The 18,310-nt window shown below is 44.8% G+C and carries 15 protein-coding genes; 5 read left to right on the top strand and 10 right to left on the bottom strand.

Features of this window, described 5'->3' with window-relative positions; translation table 11 throughout:
* Window positions 1-397: 397 nt before the first annotated feature.
* The 9 genes from acnB to SLS51_RS17510 form a co-directional block, all read right to left on the bottom strand.
* Window positions 398-2,995, bottom strand: coding sequence for a bifunctional aconitate hydratase 2/2-methylisocitrate dehydratase (acnB, locus tag SLS51_RS17550; protein ID WP_323839931.1), 2,598 nt, complete (start codon window positions 2,993-2,995; stop codon window positions 398-400).
* A 473-nt stretch (window positions 2,996-3,468) separates the two neighbouring features.
* Entirely contained in the window at window positions 3,469-4,896 is a 1,428-nt protein-coding gene (gene lpdA, locus SLS51_RS17545) for a dihydrolipoyl dehydrogenase (RefSeq protein ID WP_323839955.1), read from the bottom strand.
* Window positions 4,897-5,102: 206 nt separating this feature from the next.
* Window positions 5,103-6,668 carry a pyruvate dehydrogenase complex dihydrolipoyllysine-residue acetyltransferase gene (gene aceF / locus SLS51_RS17540; RefSeq protein ID WP_323839930.1) on the bottom strand — a complete coding sequence of 522 codons (1,566 nt, stop codon included), beginning with the start codon at window positions 6,666-6,668 and terminating at the stop codon, window positions 5,103-5,105.
* A gap of 14 nt (window positions 6,669-6,682) precedes the next feature.
* Window positions 6,683-9,346, bottom strand: coding sequence for a pyruvate dehydrogenase (acetyl-transferring), homodimeric type (aceE, locus tag SLS51_RS17535; RefSeq protein WP_323839929.1), 2,664 nt, complete (start codon window positions 9,344-9,346; stop codon window positions 6,683-6,685).
* Between the two features lie 189 nt (window positions 9,347-9,535).
* Window positions 9,536-10,300, bottom strand: a complete 765-nt coding sequence (gene pdhR / locus SLS51_RS17530; protein ID WP_323839928.1) for a pyruvate dehydrogenase complex transcriptional repressor PdhR — start codon at window positions 10,298-10,300, stop codon at window positions 9,536-9,538.
* A gap of 722 nt (window positions 10,301-11,022) precedes the next feature.
* Window positions 11,023-11,391, bottom strand: a complete 369-nt coding sequence (locus SLS51_RS17525) for a hypothetical protein (protein ID WP_323839927.1) — start codon at window positions 11,389-11,391, stop codon at window positions 11,023-11,025.
* A gap of 47 nt (window positions 11,392-11,438) precedes the next feature.
* Window positions 11,439-11,714 (bottom strand): hypothetical protein, encoded by a 276-nt coding sequence (locus SLS51_RS17520; protein ID WP_323839926.1) that lies wholly within the window; start codon window positions 11,712-11,714, stop codon window positions 11,439-11,441.
* Window positions 11,715-12,059: 345 nt separating this feature from the next.
* On the bottom strand, window positions 12,060-12,281 hold the full coding sequence (locus SLS51_RS17515; RefSeq protein WP_323839925.1) for a helix-turn-helix domain-containing protein: 222 nt from the start codon (window positions 12,279-12,281) through the stop codon (window positions 12,060-12,062).
* A gap of 8 nt (window positions 12,282-12,289) precedes the next feature.
* Window positions 12,290-12,868, bottom strand: a complete 579-nt coding sequence (locus SLS51_RS17510; protein WP_323839924.1) for a hypothetical protein — start codon at window positions 12,866-12,868, stop codon at window positions 12,290-12,292.
* Between the two features lie 1,057 nt (window positions 12,869-13,925).
* Here SLS51_RS17510 and SLS51_RS17505 point away from each other — a divergent pair.
* The 5 genes from SLS51_RS17505 (at window position 13,926) to SLS51_RS17485 (ending at window position 16,779) form a co-directional block, all read left to right on the top strand.
* Complete coding sequence (locus SLS51_RS17505) at window positions 13,926-14,432, top strand: fimbrial protein (RefSeq protein ID WP_323839923.1); 507 nt, start codon at window positions 13,926-13,928, stop codon at window positions 14,430-14,432.
* Window positions 14,433-14,532: 100 nt separating this feature from the next.
* On the top strand, window positions 14,533-15,252 hold the full coding sequence (locus tag SLS51_RS17500) for a fimbrial biogenesis chaperone (protein WP_323839922.1): 720 nt from the start codon (window positions 14,533-14,535) through the stop codon (window positions 15,250-15,252).
* Window positions 15,252-15,431, top strand: coding sequence for a hypothetical protein (locus SLS51_RS17495; protein WP_323839921.1), 180 nt, complete (start codon window positions 15,252-15,254; stop codon window positions 15,429-15,431). The genes SLS51_RS17500 and SLS51_RS17495 overlap by 1 nt, the downstream gene beginning before the upstream one ends.
* Window positions 15,416-15,715 carry a FimD/PapC N-terminal domain-containing protein gene (locus SLS51_RS17490; protein ID WP_323839954.1) on the top strand — a complete coding sequence of 100 codons (300 nt, stop codon included), beginning with the start codon at window positions 15,416-15,418 and terminating at the stop codon, window positions 15,713-15,715. The genes SLS51_RS17495 and SLS51_RS17490 overlap by 16 nt, the downstream gene beginning before the upstream one ends.
* Entirely contained in the window at window positions 15,712-16,779 is a 1,068-nt protein-coding gene (locus SLS51_RS17485; protein ID WP_323839920.1) for a DUF1120 domain-containing protein, read from the top strand. Before SLS51_RS17490 ends, SLS51_RS17485 begins: the two co-directional genes overlap by 4 nt.
* 141 nt (window positions 16,780-16,920) lie before the next feature.
* On the opposite strand, the gene ampE is transcribed toward SLS51_RS17485, so the two are convergent.
* Window positions 16,921-17,775 carry a beta-lactamase regulator AmpE gene (ampE, locus tag SLS51_RS17480; protein WP_323839919.1) on the bottom strand — a complete coding sequence of 285 codons (855 nt, stop codon included), beginning with the start codon at window positions 17,773-17,775 and terminating at the stop codon, window positions 16,921-16,923.
* Window positions 17,776-18,310: the final 535 nt, after the last annotated feature.

Raw genomic sequence — 18,310 nt, 5'->3', positions numbered from 1 at the left:
ATTTCTTTAACAGTTTTTAATGCCGCGAAACGTTTTTTTCTTTTCGCTGTTAATTTTCTTAATACGGTTAATATTGTTATTCCTTCCCTGATTAATCAATTCAAAATCCGTTTCTCCTGATGCTTTCTCTTTTAATATCAGTTATAGCATCGAATTTTTTACCCACTTTTAAAAATCGTTAATCACGACTTTTTACCTTTAATGATTAAAGTTTTTATCTGCTTTTTAACGATATGCTTGTCTTTTTTCCAGATGTTAAAACCACACTGATAAGCAAAAAACGACCTTTCTTAACACTTGTTTTATCATTGATAAAAACTTAGCAGTGATAGTCGAAACGTTAAAAGCCAGCAATCTAAAATGGGAGGTTTTTACCTCCCATTCATTGGTATCGCAATTACACCGCAGTTTGGAAAATCACATCATCCGCTTTTTCCGTGTATTGGTTCAGTTGATCAAAATTGAGATAACGGTAAGTATCTTCCGCGGTCTCATCAACTTTAGCCATAAATTGCTGGTACTCTTCCGGTGTAGGCAGGCGTCCCAACAAAGAAGCCACAGCCGCCAGTTCAGCCGATGCCAGGTAAACATTCGCCCCCGTCCCCAGACGATTCGGGAAGTTACGAGTCGAAGTGGAAACTACGGTTACACCGTCAGCAACGCGTGCTTGGTTACCCATACACAAGGAACAGCCAGGAATTTCAACCCGTGCCCCACTCTTACCAAAGATGCTGTAATAACCTTCCTCTGTAAGTTGAGCTGCATCCATTTTCGTTGGTGGAGCAACCCACAAGCGAGTTGGTAATTGACCTTTATGTTGATCCAATAATTTACCGGCTGCACGGAAATGACCAATGTTAGTCATACAAGAACCGATAAAAACCTCATCGATTTTACTGTTCGCCACATCAGACAGTAAACGGGCATCATCGGGATCGTTCGGTGCGCACAGAATAGGTTCTTTGATTTCAGCCAGATCGATTTCGATAACGGCGGCATATTCTGCATCAGCATCAGCTTCCAACAATTGAGGATCTTTCAGCCAGTTCTCCATGCCCGTTACACGACGTTCTAAAGTACGGCGATCACCATAACCTTCGGCAATCATCCATTTCAGCAGCACAATATTGGATTGCAGGTATTCAATAATCGGTGCTTGATCCAATTTAATGGTACAGCCTGCCGCAGAGCGCTCCGCAGAAGCATCTGCCAGCTCAAATGCCTGCTCGACTTTCAGATCTGGCAAACCTTCGATTTCGAGGATACGGCCAGAGAAGATGTTTTTCTTACCTTTCTTTTCAACCGTCAGAAGGCCTTGCTGAATTGCATAGTAAGGAATCGCATGAACCAAATCACGCAAAGTAATACCGGGCTGCATCTGCCCTTTAAAACGAACCAGCACCGATTCTGGCATATCTAAAGGCATCACCCCCGTCGCAGCAGCAAACGCCACCAGACCAGAACCCGCCGGGAAGGAAATACCAATCGGGAAACGCGTATGAGAATCACCGCCCGTACCAACGGTATCAGGCAACAGCATACGGTTCAGCCATGAGTGAATAATGCCATCACCCGGACGCAGAGAAACACCGCCACGATTCATGATGAAGTCAGGCAAGGTATGGTGAGTGGTGACGTCAACTGGCTTAGGATAAGCCGCCGTATGGCAGAATGACTGCATTACCAGATCCGCAGAGAAACCCAAACACGCCAGATCTTTCAGTTCATCACGGGTCATTGGGCCTGTTGTATCCTGAGAACCAACAGAGGTCATTCTAGGTTCACAGTATTCACTAGGGCGAATACCCACAGTGCCACATGCCCGACCAACCATTTTCTGAGCCAGGGAGAAACCGCGACTACTTTCTTCAACCGCTTTCGCCTGACGGAAGACGTCACTGGAGGGTAAACCAAGAGACTCACGCGCCTTACTGGTCAAACCACGGCCGATAATCAGTGGAATACGGCCACCCGCACGCACTTCATCCAACAAGACATCTGTTTTCAGTTCAAATTCAGCCAGTAACTCATTGGTTTCGTGGTGACGTACTTCCCCTTTATATGGGTAGATATCAATTACCTCCCCCATATTTAATTTGTTCACATCCAGCTCAATTGGCAGCGCACCGGCATCTTCCATCGTATTGAAGAAGATTGGCGCAATTTTACCGCCCAGAACAACGCCACCACCACGTTTATTTGGCACAAAGGGAATATCGTCGCCCATAAACCATAATACTGAGTTAGTGGCCGATTTGCGGGAAGAACCTGTACCAACCACATCACCGACATAAGCCAGCGGATAGCCTTTTTTATTCAGCTCTTCAATCTGTTTGATTGGACCAACAACCCCAGCTTGATCGGGTGTAATTCCTTCGCGGGCATTTTTCAACATAGCCAGAGCATGCAGTGGAATATCAGGGCGTGACCATGCATCCTGCGCGGGAGATAAGTCGTCAGTGTTTGTTTCACCCGTTACTTTAAATACCGTGACTGTGATTTTTTCTGCCAATTCAGGGCGTTCCAGATACCACTGCGCATCAGCCCAAGATTGCATAATTTGTTTGGCTTGTGGATTTCCTGCTTTTGCTTTTTCTTCTACATCATAGAAGTTGTCAAACATCAACAAAGTATGAGAGAGCGCTTTAGCTGCAATTGGAGCCAGTTTTTCATTATCCAGAGCATCAATCAAAGGATGAATATTATAACCACCTTGCATCGTTCCAAGCAGTTCAATCGCCTTCTCTGGCGTGATTAGCGGTGAAATAGTTTCATCTTTCGCAATGGCGGCAAGAAAACCGGCTTTTACATAAGCCGCTTCATCAACGCCGGGGGGAATACGGTTAATCAGCAGATCTAACAAGAAATCTTCTTCACCTTTTGGTGGGCTCTTCAGTAACTCAACCAGCGCCGCCGCTTGTGTCGCGTCCAATGGTTTAGGGACGACACCTTGGGTTGCACGCTCGGCTACGTGCTTGCGGTATTCTTCTAGCACGACTTTCTCCTCGCTCTCATTGTCATTTTATCTACCCGGCTCTGCACCCACCTTAGAACCAGTCTCATCAAGCTATCGTCTTTGCGCAACCAATATGTGTTTTCGCAACAAATAGCCCCTCCTGAAACAGGTTGTTAGTTATGGTTCCGGGTGCCAGGTCAGAGGATTGCCGGCATAACTTAACAAGTGCAAAACAAGTTATGCCCAGCTTCGGGCGCTCAGCATACCAAAATTTGAATGCGATGTTAATTCGTTCACAGAAAAGTAACATTAACTGATAGTAATATTCTGAATTAACAGCAGATAAAGCTATTAAAACAGATTATTCCGCTGATTTTTGCCAGTAGCACCCACAAAAGCCATACTTTTTATATTGAGTTTCCTCAAACAGGTCATACCAGATAAAAAAACGGCTTTCAATAAATGAAAGCCGCTTCGGTAAATTACATTAATAGATTGATCGATTTAACAAATTATTTCTTTTTCTTCGCTTTCGCATTTGGCAAATCAGTAATACTGCCTTCAAAGACTTCAGCAGCCAGACCTACCGACTCATGCAACGTTGGGTGAGCATGGATGGTCAATGCGATATCTTCCGCATCACAACCCATTTCAATTGCCAGACCGATTTCACCCAACAATTCACCACCGTTAGTACCCACAATAGCACCACCGATAATACGATTACTTTCTTTATCGAAAATCAGTTTGGTCATACCATCAGCACAATCAGAAGCAATTGCGCGGCCAGAAGCGGCCCACGGGAAAGTTGCCGTTTCATAGCTAATGCCTTTCTCTTTCGCTTCTTTCTCAGTCAGGCCAACCCATGCAACTTCCGGTTCAGTGTAAGCAATGGATGGAATCACTTTTGGATCGAAGTAATGTTTCTTACCAGAAATAACTTCCGCCGCAACGTGACCTTCATGAACACCTTTATGCGCCAACATAGGCTGACCAACAATGTCACCAATAGCAAAGATGTGCGGTACATTGGTGCGCATTTGCTTATCAACATGGATAAAGCCGCGGTCATCAACGCCAACACCGGCTTTACCTGCATCCAGCATTTTACCGTTAGGTACACGACCGATAGCAACCAGAACCGCGTCATAGCGCTGTGGTTCTGTTGGTGCGTTTTTGCCTTCCATCGTGACGTAGATACCATCTTCTTTGGCTTCTACCACGGTAACTTTGGTTTCCAGCATCAGATTGAATTGTTTGCTGATACGTTTGGTAAAGACTTTCACTACGTCTTTATCCGCCGCAGGAATCACCTGATCCAACATTTCAACAACATCAATCTGAGAGCCCAGAGCGTGGTAAACGGTTCCCATTTCCAGACCGATAATACCACCGCCCATGACCAACAAGCGGCCAGGAACCGTAGTCAGCGCCAAAGCATCGGTAGAATCCCAAACACGCGGGTCATCATGAGGAATAAATGGCAGTTGGATAGGACGGGAGCCCGCGGCAATAATGGCGTTATCAAAATTAATCGTTGTTGCGCCACCTTCACCTTCAACAACCAGCGTGTTAGCTCCCGTAAATTTACCAAAACCATTAACCACTTTAACTTTACGGCCTTTAGCCATACCAGCCAAACCACCGGTTAGCTGATTAATAACTTTTTCTTTCCAAACACGGACTTTTTCGATGTCAGTTTTGGGTTCACCAAAAACGATGCCATGATCTGCCAGCGCTTTAGCTTCCTCAATCACTTTTGCTACATGCAGCAATGCCTTGGAAGGGATACAACCAACGTTAAGACAAACACCACCTAAGGTAGAGTAACGTTCCACCAGAACGGTTTCCAAACCTAAATCCGCGCAACGAAAAGCAGCAGAATACCCTGCTGGACCTGCCCCAAGTACCACTACTTGGGCTTTAATTTCAGTACTCATCATGACCTCTTAATTGTTTGTCCGGCGGGTCAGGCGCCAAAAACGATATATTCCACCGGGACCTACACACCGCGAGCAGTTTACAGAATTGTTAATAACCTGAAAAGTGCGTTAACGTGACAGAACTCGCAACAAACTCACCCGATGTAAGCCGTCTCTCTGTCACCACAATAACAATCAGGCCGGCACATGGCCGGCCTTTGAGATTACATCACCAGACGGCGGATATCGCTCATCGCATGATTAATAAATGTGATGAAACGCGCACCATCAGCACCATCGATCACACGGTGATCGAAAGAGAGTGACAGAGGTAGCATCAAGCGTGGAACAAACTCTTTACCATTCCATACCGGCTTCATTGATGAGCGGGATACACCCAGGATAGCCACTTCTGGTGCATTAACGATTGGCGTAAATGCTGTGCCACCGATACCACCCAGGCTTGAAATAGTGAAGCATCCCCCCTGCATATCAGATGCAGTCAGTTTGCCTGCACGAGCTTTCTTAGACATCTCAGTCAGCTCGCGGGACAATTCGATGATGCCCTTCTTATTCACATCACGGAACACTGGAACCACCAGACCATTAGGTGTATCAACTGCCACACCAATGTTGATGTATTTTTTCAGCGTCAGTTTCTGACCATCTTCCGAGATAGAGCTGTTAAAGCGCGGCATCTCTTCCAACGCTTTTGCTACCGCTTTTATGATGAATACTAACGGAGTAATCTTCACGCCAAGCTGTTTCTTCTCAGCTTCCTGATTCTGCTGTTTACGGAAGTTTTCAACTTCAGTGATATCCGTTTCGTCGAACTGTGTAACATGTGGGATCATCACCCAGTTACGGCTCAGGTTAGCACCAGAGATTTTCTGAATACGGCCCAGTTCAACTTCTTCAATTTCACCAAATTTACTGAAATCAACTTTCGGCCAAGGCAGCATACCCGGCAGACCACCACCGGCTGACGCAGGAGCCGATTCAGCACGTTTAACCGCGTCTTTCACGTAAGCCTGAACGTCTTCACGCAGAACACGGCCTTTACGCCCTGTACCTTTCACTTTAGCCAGATTAACGCCGAATTCACGCGCCAAGCGACGGATCACCGGCGTTGCATGAACATAAGCGCTATTTTCAGCGAAATCATTTTTGTCTTCTTCTGCGAAGCTTCTACTAGCAATAACCGGTGCCGCCGCTTTCTCTGGTTCAGCCGCTGGCGCTGAGGCAACCGGAGCAGCAGGCGCTGCACCCGCGACTTCGAATATCATGATCATAGAGTCGGTTTTCACTTTATCACCGATCTTGATTTGAATTTCTTTAACGATACCTGCGAATGGTGCGGGGACTTCCATAGAGGCTTTATCGCCCTCTACGGTGATCAGCGATTGTTCTGCTTCCACTGCATCACCAACTTTCACCATCACTTCGGTAACTTCGACTTCATCACCGCCGATATCCGGTACATGAACCTTCATAGCCGCGGAAGCTACGGGTTCTGGCTCTGCCATACGCGCAGACAATGTTACCGCTGCTGGCGCTTCCGCGGAATCAAAAATCATAATCAGTTTGTCGGTTTCAACTTTATCGCCAACCGCAATGATGATCTCTTTAACGACACCCGTTTGAGGGGATGGAACTTCCATCGAAGCCTTATCACCTTCCACGGTGATCAACGATTGCTCAGCTTCCACTGTATCGCCAACTTTCACCATGATTTCGGTGACTTCAACTTCGTCCGCACCGATATCCGGTACCTTAATTTCGATAGCCATTGATTCTTTACCTCTTATGCCAGACGCGGGTTAACTTTTTCTGGGTTAATGTTGTATTTGTTGATTGCTTCTTCCACAACACTCACATCGATTTCGCCGCGCTTAGCCAATTCACCCAAAGCAGCAACTACCACGTAAGAAGCATCAACTTCAAAATGATGACGCAGGTTTTCACGGCTATCGGAACGACCGAAACCGTCAGTACCCAATACGCGGAATTCACTTGCAGGGATGAAGTTACGAATTTGTTCTGCGAACAACTTCATATAGTCAGTAGAAGCCACTGCCGGTGTTTCATTCATGATCTGAGCAACGTAAGGTACACGTGGCGTTTCTGTTGGGTGCAACATGTTCCAACGTTCACAATCCTGACCATCACGAGCCAGTTCAGTGAATGAGGTCACGCTGTACACATCAGAACCCACACCATAATCGTTAGCCAGAATCTGTGCCGCTTCACGAACATGACGCAGAATAGAACCAGAACCTAATAGCTGAACTTTACCTTTGCTGCCTTCCAAGCTTGCCAGCTTGTAGATACCTTTACGGATACCTTCTTCTGCACCTTGTGGCATTGCTGGCATGTGGTAATTTTCGTTCAGCGTGGTGATGTAGTAGTAAATGTTCTCTTGTTTCTCACCATACATACGCTCTAAACCATCATGCATAATCACAGCAACTTCATAAGCAAATGCTGGATCGTAAGAGATGCAGTTAGGGATAGTCAGAGACTGAATGTGGCTGTGCCCATCTTCGTGTTGCAGACCTTCACCATTCAGGGTTGTACGACCGGAAGTACCCCCAATCAGGAAGCCGCGAGCCTGTTGGTCACCGGCTGCCCAGCACAGGTCGCCAATACGTTGGAACCCGAACATAGAGTAGTAGATGTAGAACGGAATCATTGGCAGGTTATTAGTGCTGTAAGACGTTGCCGCCGCCAGCCACGATGAAGCAGCACCCAGTTCATTGATGCCTTCTTGCAGAATCTGACCTTTGGCATCCTCTTTATAGTAAGCAACCTGCTCACGGTCCTGCGGAGTATACTGCTGGCCGTTAGGACTGTAGATGCCGATCTGACGGAACAGACCTTCCATACCAAAAGTACGCGCTTCATCAGCAATGATTGGAACCAGACGATCTTTGATTGACTTGTTCTTCAACATCACGTTCAAAGCACGAACAAAAGCGATAGTGGTAGAAATCTCTTTGTTTTGTTCTTCCAGCAACGCACCAAAATCTTCCAGCGTTGGCAGTTCCAGTTTCTCTTCAAAATGAGTACGACGGCTTGGCAAATAACCACCCAACGCTGCACGATGCTCATGCAAATATTTGTACTCTTCAGAGTCTTTATCAAACGTTACATAAGGCAGTTTTTCAAGTTGATCATCAGCCACAGGCACATTGAAACGATCACGGAAATGGCGAACGCCTTCCATATTCATCTTCTTAACCTGATGAGCGATATTTTTACCTTCCGCAGTATCACCCATACCGTAACCTTTGATGGTCTGAGCCAGGATAACGGTTGGTTTGCCGGTAATTTCCTGCGCTTTTTTCAAAGCAGCAAAGACTTTCTTAGGATCATGACCACCACGGTTCAACGCCCAAATCTGGTCATCGGTCATATCTTTGACTAATTCAGCGGTCTCTGGGTAACGGCCAAAGAAATGCTGACGCACATAAGCGCCATCTTTGGATTTGAACGTCTGGTAATCACCGTCCAGCGTTTCATTCATCAGTTGGATCAATTTACCGCTGGTATCTTTACGCAACAGTTCATCCCAACGATCGCCCCAAAGCACTTTAATCACCTGCCAGCCTGCACCATCAAAAATGCCTTCCAGCTCATTAACGATTTTGCCATTACCCGTAACTGGGCCATCCAGACGTTGCAGGTTACAGTTGATAACAAAGACTAAATTATCCAGTTTCTCGCGAGTTGCGATAGTGATCGCACCTTTGGATTCTGGCTCATCCATTTCACCGTCGCCCAGGAAGGCATAAACAGTCTGCTTGGAGGTATCTTTCAGACCACGGTGTTCCAGATATTTCAGGAATTTAGCCTGATAAATCGCACCGATTGGCCCCAATCCCATTGAAACAGTTGGGAACTGCCAGAATTCAGGCATCAATTTTGGATGCGGATAAGAAGAGAGACCGTTGCCATGAATTTCCTGACGGAAATTATTCATCTGCTCCTCAGTTAAACGGCCTTCAAGGAAAGCACGAGCGTAGACACCTGGAGAGATGTGACCTTGGAAATAAACCAAGTCACCGCCGTCATTTTCATTACGGGCACGGAAGAAATGGTTGAAACAAACTTCATACATGGTTGCTGAAGACTGGAATGAAGCCATATGACCCCCTAATTCCAGATCTTTTTTGGATGCCCGTAACACGGTCATCACCGCATTCCAACGAATAGTAGAGCGAATACGACGCTCCAAATCCAGATTGCCAGGGTAAGCAGGCTCATCCTCAACAGCAATGGTGTTGATATAATCGCGGTTAGCAGCACCGGCCGCAACATTCACGCCACCTTTACGTGCTTCGTTCAGTACCTGATCAATCAAGAACTGAGCACGATCAACACCCTCTTCACGGATGACCGATTCGATCGCCTGTAGCCAGTCGCGAGTTTCGATCGGATCCACGTCATTTTTCAAAATGTCTGACATGGTGTATTCCTTATCTGTTATCTGTTTCTAATGATTGTTTTGGAGCCTATCTTCCCGTCATACCCTTTGACGTTCAGCCGGTCATGACTGGAAAATAGGCCCTCACTGTTGTTGCCGCTAGCGCCCTCAGTAAAGGGACTCAACTTAGCTGTGCAAACGCAGCAAACTTCAAGATCCACACAGCTAATTTTATTCCTGATGCTGTTGAAGACGTCGTAATGATCGCTCACGGCGAGTATGCTCGCGGCTGAGATCCAATAAAACATCTTCAATGAAAGCTAAATGGCGATGGGAGGCCTCACGGGCTTTCTCCGGTTGCCGCGCCATTATCGCTTCAAAAATCTTCGCCCGATGATCGCTGACAGCCGTCAGCGTTTCCCGCCGGGTATACAAAAACTCAAAATTCTGCCGGATATTTTGTTCCAGCATAGGTGCCATACAGCGTAATAAATGAAGGAGAACGACATTATGCGCAGCTTCGGCAACGACAAGCTGATATTGCAAAACAGCTTCGGATTCCGCATTGACATCACCACTTTCCTGAGCTTGTTGAATAACAAGGTGATATTGCCGAATGCGTTCAAAATCTTCGTCAGTTCCACGCAGTGCCGCGTAATAGGCAGCAACACCTTCCAAAGCATGGCGGGTTTCAAGGAGGTCAAATTGAGATTCAGGGTGACCAGCCAGTAGTTGTGCCAGTGGATCACTGAAACTTTGCCAGAGGTTACTCTGAACAAACGTCCCCCCACCCTGACGGCGAAAAAGAAAACCTTTAGCTTCTAACCGCTGAATGGCTTCGCGCAGTGAAGGGCGTGACACATCAAACTGTTTCGCCAACTCACGTTCAGGCGGCAACTTCTCCCCTGGACGCACAGATCCTTCAAGGATGAGATGTTCAAGACGCTGCTCAATAACATCTGATAATTTTGGTTGGCGGATTTTGTTATAAGCCATATTTACTATAAGTCAGTTAGAACCAAGCCAGTTAGAACCTATCTCATGAGGCTATTTTGTTTGTCGTTTCGAACCCGGGCAATATTCAAACCGCCTACATCAATAGCGCCTACTTAAGGTAGCTACATATGGATAAACGCTGTTTCGGTCTTTGCCAAAGTCAATTGGTAATACCAATTTAAACTACCGGGCCATAAAAGTAACAAAGTATTCACCAACTGTCCATAAAGACCTTGTGCCAAATCATAAAAACCTGCAAATTTTAACAATTTTTTTTAAAAATTAGCAAAAGTTGACAACCAATAGGTTAATAAACATCCTAAGGTAATATTTTAACCTAACCTTTATGAACGTATAAATAGGTACAGTGAATCGTTACAGCAAGAAAATAGTTGAATCTTTATTAAAAAAATATAGCGACCAAATCATCACCTGTTGATTTTAAATACAAATGCATACCATCAGGTTATAAATGTAGCTCAAATCAATAAAACCGAGAGGCTAAAACTAGCTATCAAAAAGGAATAATGACAAATATGTGAGGAACCACCAGCAACAGTTTCACATAACTCCTGCTGATGGAAAAAAATGGACTATACCCTATAGATTTCAAGATGGATCGCGACGGCAAGGGAGAGAATCCCCGGGAGCATAGATAACTATGTGACCGGGGTGAGCGAACGCAGCCAACAAAGAGGCAACTTGAAAGATAACGGGTATTATTAAAACCAATAACGCGTCTCTTCATGCCACCCTTTTCTATACATACAGGATGAAATTATCCAACGCCTTGACGATTCATTTTTATCCCAACGCTTAACCTCAGTTTTCGGCACAGTAATGTAATGATTACAGGATTTGTCTTCCTTTTCGTCTTTATCTTTACAGGGAAAATGTTTTGTCTCGAAAGAATGAACGACTTCGCTGGTCCAGTCTGATGGTAACTGAGAATAACCCAATGCTTTACATTCAGCGTAATCCCTGTCTCTTTCATACTTAGTTGCGCCTGGTTTTTCCCACGATGTACAACCCGCCAATACAGTAAATAAGGTAAATAAAGGGATAACAGCTATTTTTCTTATAAAATTCATATAACAATACCTTAATTAAAAATAAAAAAATAACCAAAGAAATTAAATTAGAATTTAAAAGTCCCCCCAATACGGTAACTCTTATCTTCAAAAGATCGCCTTCCACCAGATTGTATAATTTGTCTATCTTGGATTGAGATATCCCGGTAAATATCAGGAGTAGAACGTATATTATCTATTTTAACTTCACTGCCTGAAACTATATCCTTGACATTACATTCAAAATAATCACAGGTTGAAATATAGCTATCAGTAAGCCGTGGCATAGAAGAACACCCTGTAATCACAAATATTGAGGATAAAGCAATAAAAAATTTACTCATTGTTAACATCCTTGAATTGCTGTTTTTTTTATAAAAATTTAACTTAAATGAAAAACTATATAAAAAGAGAGATCATTTCTTATGATCGAGTAAATAATATCTACATATGCATTTTATCTTTCTGGCATTCCACGGAATATCAGAACAATATCCCCCCAGAGAGAAATATATATTCTTATCGCTAGGAGAAACCTGTTTTATTGGTGAATCATTAACACCAAAGAGTAACAGGCTAGATAAAAAACATGAAATAATTAATATTTTCATGTATTTAAAACTGGCTAATGAATATAAAGTTCTATCTTATAAGATACCAAAAGACACACAATGACTTTATTTATTGTATTAGCGGTTATCCTCTCCATCTTCCACATATTCCAATATATCTCCAGGTTGACACTGTAAATGCTGACAAATTTTTTCCAGCGTCTCAATACGGATACCTTTTATTTTGCCATTTTTCAGCAATGATAAATTCTGCTCAGTAATACCAATAATGGCAGCCAGTTCTTTAGACTTTACTTTCCTTTTTGCTAAGATCACATCCAACCTTATTATAATACTCATGATGATTCTCAGATAAAATAACGCTGCTCATCGCTTATCTTCTTAGATTCACGCATAATTAAGCTAAATATCAGAAGGAACACACCAAACATAATAATAAACAGAGATTCTGAATTAACGCCAAACGAAAAACTAAATACCCGTTGCCCTTTCACTAAATCCACAGATAACGCCATTCCTTGTAACATATTAATCACAGGGTAGAGAAGTTGCTCTAGAATCATCAAGAAACCAATAATACATGAAACGGCAATATTGCGGTCACTCCATATTTCACCTTTAGCAAACCGGAAAAACAAAATTCCGATTAATACATAAGAAGCGGTTGATATGATCCGAGGTATCGTATCCAGCGAGATATAAAGTACTTGGCTTAATAAAGATTGCTTAAATCCTTTTGCAATCAATGCAGGCATAAGATCGCTATACGCCTGAAGAACAGCCTGACGAGTGGTATCATGCCATAATGACCAAGACGCAATATGAAGCCCGATATCACCAATTGCCATAACAGAAGCAATAATAATAGCCAGAAAGCTGAGTAGCTTGATTCTGGGATTAGTTTCAAACTCCTGTTCACCACACATTTTGTGTCATTCCATATACATGTTTAACTAAACTTTCGTTAAAGTACTTCAAAAGTTATCGTATGACAATAATTTTTTATCACTAAATAGACAGAATATGGTTCAAAGTGATAGATAAATCAGAGTGATAATCATTGAAAGCTATCATTAATTTATTGATAGAAAAAGAAAAAAACCATCATTTACCTGAATATCTTCAAACAGTAAACAGCAAGCAGTATATGTTACTTGGTCACTGTTCTCATCCTGCCATCACATGGTTTACCGCGATAGTTTGTTGTGAAGATTGTATGACAAACACAGAACGGTTTACTCCGGGTACCTTTCAAAGCTCAACTCAATATACCCGCACAATGCCGGTCAATTTCAATACAGAGTGAATTGAAGATGATGGCTCAAAACGAACCTGATATCAGGTCTTAATCAATCCCCTCAATACTGAAAATCAATAAGAGTAATTAATGTAATGCTTTTGTGATTCTGGAGAGTCGTGTTTCTGCGCAAGGGTAAGAAGGTGTAAGAACGAGGAAAAGCGTTACTCAAAGTAGCGGTGTGGCTTTCAATGACATCAGTTTCTGATATGGGACAAAAAACCGAACATTTGAGTTATTTTGTTCGGTTATTGTCAACCGCCGGGGCAATATACGGAAAATTTCATCACTTAAAAGCGATTTTTTGTATTATTTTGTAAAAAATTACTTAATTTTTTAATTACAAAAGGAAATTATTTCTTTCGTTATGGATATTACGGCCTGTTTTGAGGTCGTTTTTTGAGCGATTTGATATTCATTTTCTTATGCAACAGGCTGAAATCCTGAAATCAAATGGCATAAGGCAGAAGTGATTTCGTTATGTGAATATTAATATTCATATATTTCATATAGTTAATAACCGAACAAAATAACTCTAAATGACCAGTAAATGCACCGCGCCAGCGGCCCGGTTGTTTAATCTGTCATGGTGTTGTTTTAGGCAAAATGTATGTAAATAGATGATGTAGATAAGGAATAGATGAAATGAAAAAGCAAATTTTGAAGACTTGTGTGGCAGCAGCACTGTGCCTGGGGGGATGTCGCAGGCTATGGCAGATACTGTTAGTGGTGCTGGTAACCTGACAGTGAACTCTAAAGTGACCGCAGGGACTTGTGAGTTTGACACAATGCCTCCGGTCGATCTTACGGCTCTGACATCAGCCTTGGATGGTGCTGCTAGTAAGGCAGTAGTAGATGAGCAAGATGTCCAGATTAAAGTGAAAGGCTGCCCTGGTAATCAAAAATGGAAGAGCGAGAACTCCATTGCACAAGTTAATTTGACAGTTACAGGTGCAGCACAAGGAAACGACTACTTTCAGCTTAAAGAGGGTAGTAATCCAATCGTTGATTATGCGGTTAGCCTGAAGGCTGATAATGTACAAGTGGTACCAAACCTAAAAGCTAGCGGTGCGCTAGCTGATGCTGCTGATAATGCCATCACGCTTAAGGCAGGACTGGTCAAGGTTGGTTCAACCCCGGTGACCGCAAAAGACTCCTCTGCGACCCTGACTGTAGCAATAGCCTATCAATAATCCACTCCGTTAGGCACTAGGAACACATAGCAGTGGAATTGGACAGGGAGGTCCAATTCTTACTTACGCAATACCAAAACAGACACATTCAGGTGACTCAGTGAAAAAATTCATGACAGCAATGATGGTGGCCAGTTTATTAGGCGGCACGGTCACCGCCGCGCAGGCTGGAGGGGTAAGTATTGATGCCACCCGCATTATCTACCCAGCGGACCGTCACGCCGCCACCGCTTCACTGCGCAACAGCAGTAAAGAGACCGTCTATTTGATGCAAGTAGCGGTCAATACCGCTCCTGAGCAGAAGAAGGCCGCTCCGTTTGTAATAACACCGCCCCTGTTTCGTATGGAGCCCGGCAGCCAGAATCAGGTCCGTATCATCAAAACTGGTCAGGCCCTGCCGACCGACCGTGAATCCCTGTTCTGGTTTACTGCGAAGGCCATCCCATTAAGTACTGAATCCGACAAACATTCCCGCCAGAGTGTCTCCGGCGGAATACAGTTTGCTCTGGCCCACACAATTAAATTGATGTATCGCCCGTCAGGGCTGCCGGTTTCTTCGGAGCAAGGGTTTGGTTCACTGCGCTTCAAACCGACAGCCGCAGGGATAACGGTCACGAATCCGTCACCCTATTACATCACCTTCGCCTCCTTAAAAGTGGGCGGCCAAGAGCTGATGACGAAACAACAGAAAGAGAACATGGTTTCTCCGTTCTCGGCACTGGCTTTTCCGTTCAAAGGGGCACATTACCCGGCCAAAGTGAGCTGGACGGTGATTAATGACCTTGGCGGCGAATCCACCTATCACGGGGAGATACCGTAATGTTAAAACCGTGGACCCTTATCAGACAAACAACACTGGCCGGTCTGCTTTGTACCATCCCCCTGCCCGGGGGAGCAAGCCCCAACACAGCAGAACTGACGTTGGCATTAACGCTGGAACAGCCAACCTGTGAACTCAACGGTAAACGTCCGGTTACCTATGTCTGCTGTGTTCACTGACGGCAACGGCCCTGCCCGCCTCAGCGCGGGAATACTTTAATCCGGCGTTCCTGATGGGCACTGATGATGAACGCAGTCATGTCGATCTCTCAGCGTATGAAAACGCGGGGTATATCGCCCCCGGGCGCTATCTGGTGGATGTCTACATGAACCAGAATCGGGTGGACAACCGCGAGATCGAATTCAGGCTGGTTAACGGCCATCTCCAGCCGGTATTAGTCCGCGCACCCGGGGCGAAAGGGGTGACGGTCAGCAACGGCAACGTACAGACCGACTTTTATTGACCGCATTACCCCTCCAGGCGGCTGAGACTTATCAGGACTGCGGGACTGAACTGGGGAGTAAGGTTAGCAATGTCACCGGCTATGCCATGATGCCGAACAATAAAGATAAGCGTGATTATTCACGGGATGAAATCGTGGGTTATACCACCAGCGGCCCTTTTGACCGGTCGACAACCTGCCGCGTTCCCCCCGAGACCCAGTTTATGGCCTACACCGTGGGATCGGGGACCGGCTCATTGATCTCTTTGTCGTCACCGGGTAGCGTCCGGGTAGGAAAGGCTGGCGACTTTATGGTTGATATCGGGCAATCGTCACTCTCTTGCCAGACGCATGGTTCACCCAATACTTATCAATCAGCCAGTCTGGTCAAAGGAAATGCTGGCGTTAACATTCCCTGCGTCCCGGATGCCAACGGTCTGGTTGATATCAGTGTTCGCTCAGTGACCGGAGCCATTTACCCGGACCATGACGGGAATTTCAATGCAAAACCCGGTGGAAGTTATTTGTCTGTGGGCTCTATCGGCTGGGCTTCAACGGCCGTATCGGGTTCCAGCAGCATACCGAACCCCCTGTGGACCACGGTTATCCTTTCACCGGTCAAAAAGCCGTCCACCTGTGCAGTAGTGCTTACTCCGTCATCGGTGGATTGGGGAACAGTGAAAAGAGCCGGTAAACAGGCGGGAGAGACACTGGCGTCGGCCAGACAGATCGGGATAAACAGCACTTGTTCCGGTGATGACGAGGTATTTCAAAATTCACGCCTACTCTACCGGATCGATGGCCCCTTCGTGCCGGGCAAACCGCATGCGCTGGCCTCGTCAATAGATCAGGTCGCCTTCGCGTTCTTCGATTTTGCCAATAGACCCTTATCACTCAGTACCGGGCACAGAGGTGAAGGAGAGAACGCAAGATATGTTAAACAAGGGAACGATAACTACATGGCATCAACGCAAGTGTCTGTTGTACCGGTTCTGTTGAAGACTGACGGTGCCGGCGGGCTAGCCAGAGCCGTCGCGGTCATTTCCGTGTGGTCGGATGTTAGCTTCATCGAACCCTCTGCTTAGTTATTGCGATTGTTGTTATTGCGATTGTTGCAGCGCCAGTCGGCGCTGCATAAACCGGCTCTAATAGCTAAAAGTAAGTCAAACAACGCCATACACGGGATGAATAAAACCCGAACAAATCAGAGTCATTAAGACAACGAATCAAACCAACGCCCCATAAATCGTCAGTAAAGCAACGACAACGATGATAGAGAACGTCACTTTTTTCGCCAGTATCACCGCAGCAATAGGCGTTTGAATTGAATCAAGATGGGGTTCACGACTTAATGAAAACTGAGCAAGCTGACAGAGCACTTTATATTGTGAAGTTCTTAAATCACTAAGAGAAGCAACCCACGCCGGTAAAGCCCGTTCACCATGCCCTAATAAAGCATAGGCAACGCCAGCCAGACGAGCAGGAACCCAATCCAACCAATGCAACAAGCTGTCAACACCCGATTGCGCCCGCTGAACCGGAGTACCATATTGCGCTAACCATCCCTGATAAGCCCTCAAAAAGCCATATCCCATCAAAGCAACAGGACCTAATTTACCCGCCACAATCAACCAAAAAATCGGTGCCAGATAATAGCGAAAATTTATCCATAGCAATGCATTTTGTATCTCTCGTAGCATACTCTCTTTGCTGGCATCAGAGGGTAAACCCTGAATAATGGCGAGACGCGTAAGACATTCTCTTTGTTGTTCCCTATCATCCTGACGAACAGCACGAAAATATTCACGATAGTCATGCCGTAAGCGCCCGGCTCCGATGCACAGCAAACAAATGAACACCCATAACACCAATTCAAGAACACCAAACATAAAATCATTTAATATTTCAATCAGTAGCCATGTTATCAGCATGACTGCTAACGTCATCAAAAGGCTTTTCCATAACGAAAAGGATTTCATATCGGTAAACAATGGCTCAAGACGGTGCTCCAATTGCCAATGGTCACCCATTTTAAAAACTCGTTCCCACGCCAACACTAACAACAGTATAAAGAGAGTCATTCTTTCTGCTCCTGTAACAATTGCTGGTAATGTGTCCAATCGAAATAAAGTCCCAGATCAATTTCTCTTCCCAGAACAACATCATTATAGCCAGTGATATGCTCTTTTATACCCTATGGATTTCAAGATGCATCACGACGGCAAGGGAGCGAATCCCCGGGAGCATAGCGAACTATGTGACCAGAGTGAGCGAGTACAGCCAGCAAAGAAGCAACTTGAAAGATAACGGGTATATATCCGGGCCTGCCTATAACGCATTGTGTCAGTACAACAAAGTTTTCCTGGAGACAAACTATTTTCCGGGAAACAAACTAATACGATGAATAACCAATAAAACGGTTGTTCACCCTGTGGGCACAAATCGTGTGAACGAATTTTTCTAACTCAATTCATCATGCAACCACATTTTTTCCTTTGCTGAATCTCATATACAGGATCTTAAGAATTAAGTCGTTCAAAACACGCATCCAATGTTTTGTTTTTAGACGACTTTCTTTGCGGTGTTTTGAATGCATTCTGGGATAAATAGGCTTTG

It is taken from the genome of Photorhabdus africana (assembly GCF_035181445.1).
Lineage (GTDB): Bacteria > Pseudomonadota > Gammaproteobacteria > Enterobacterales > Enterobacteriaceae > Photorhabdus > Photorhabdus laumondii.
The sequence above is the reverse complement of the archived record's forward strand: the minus strand, read 5'-3'. Positions and strand labels throughout refer to the sequence as shown.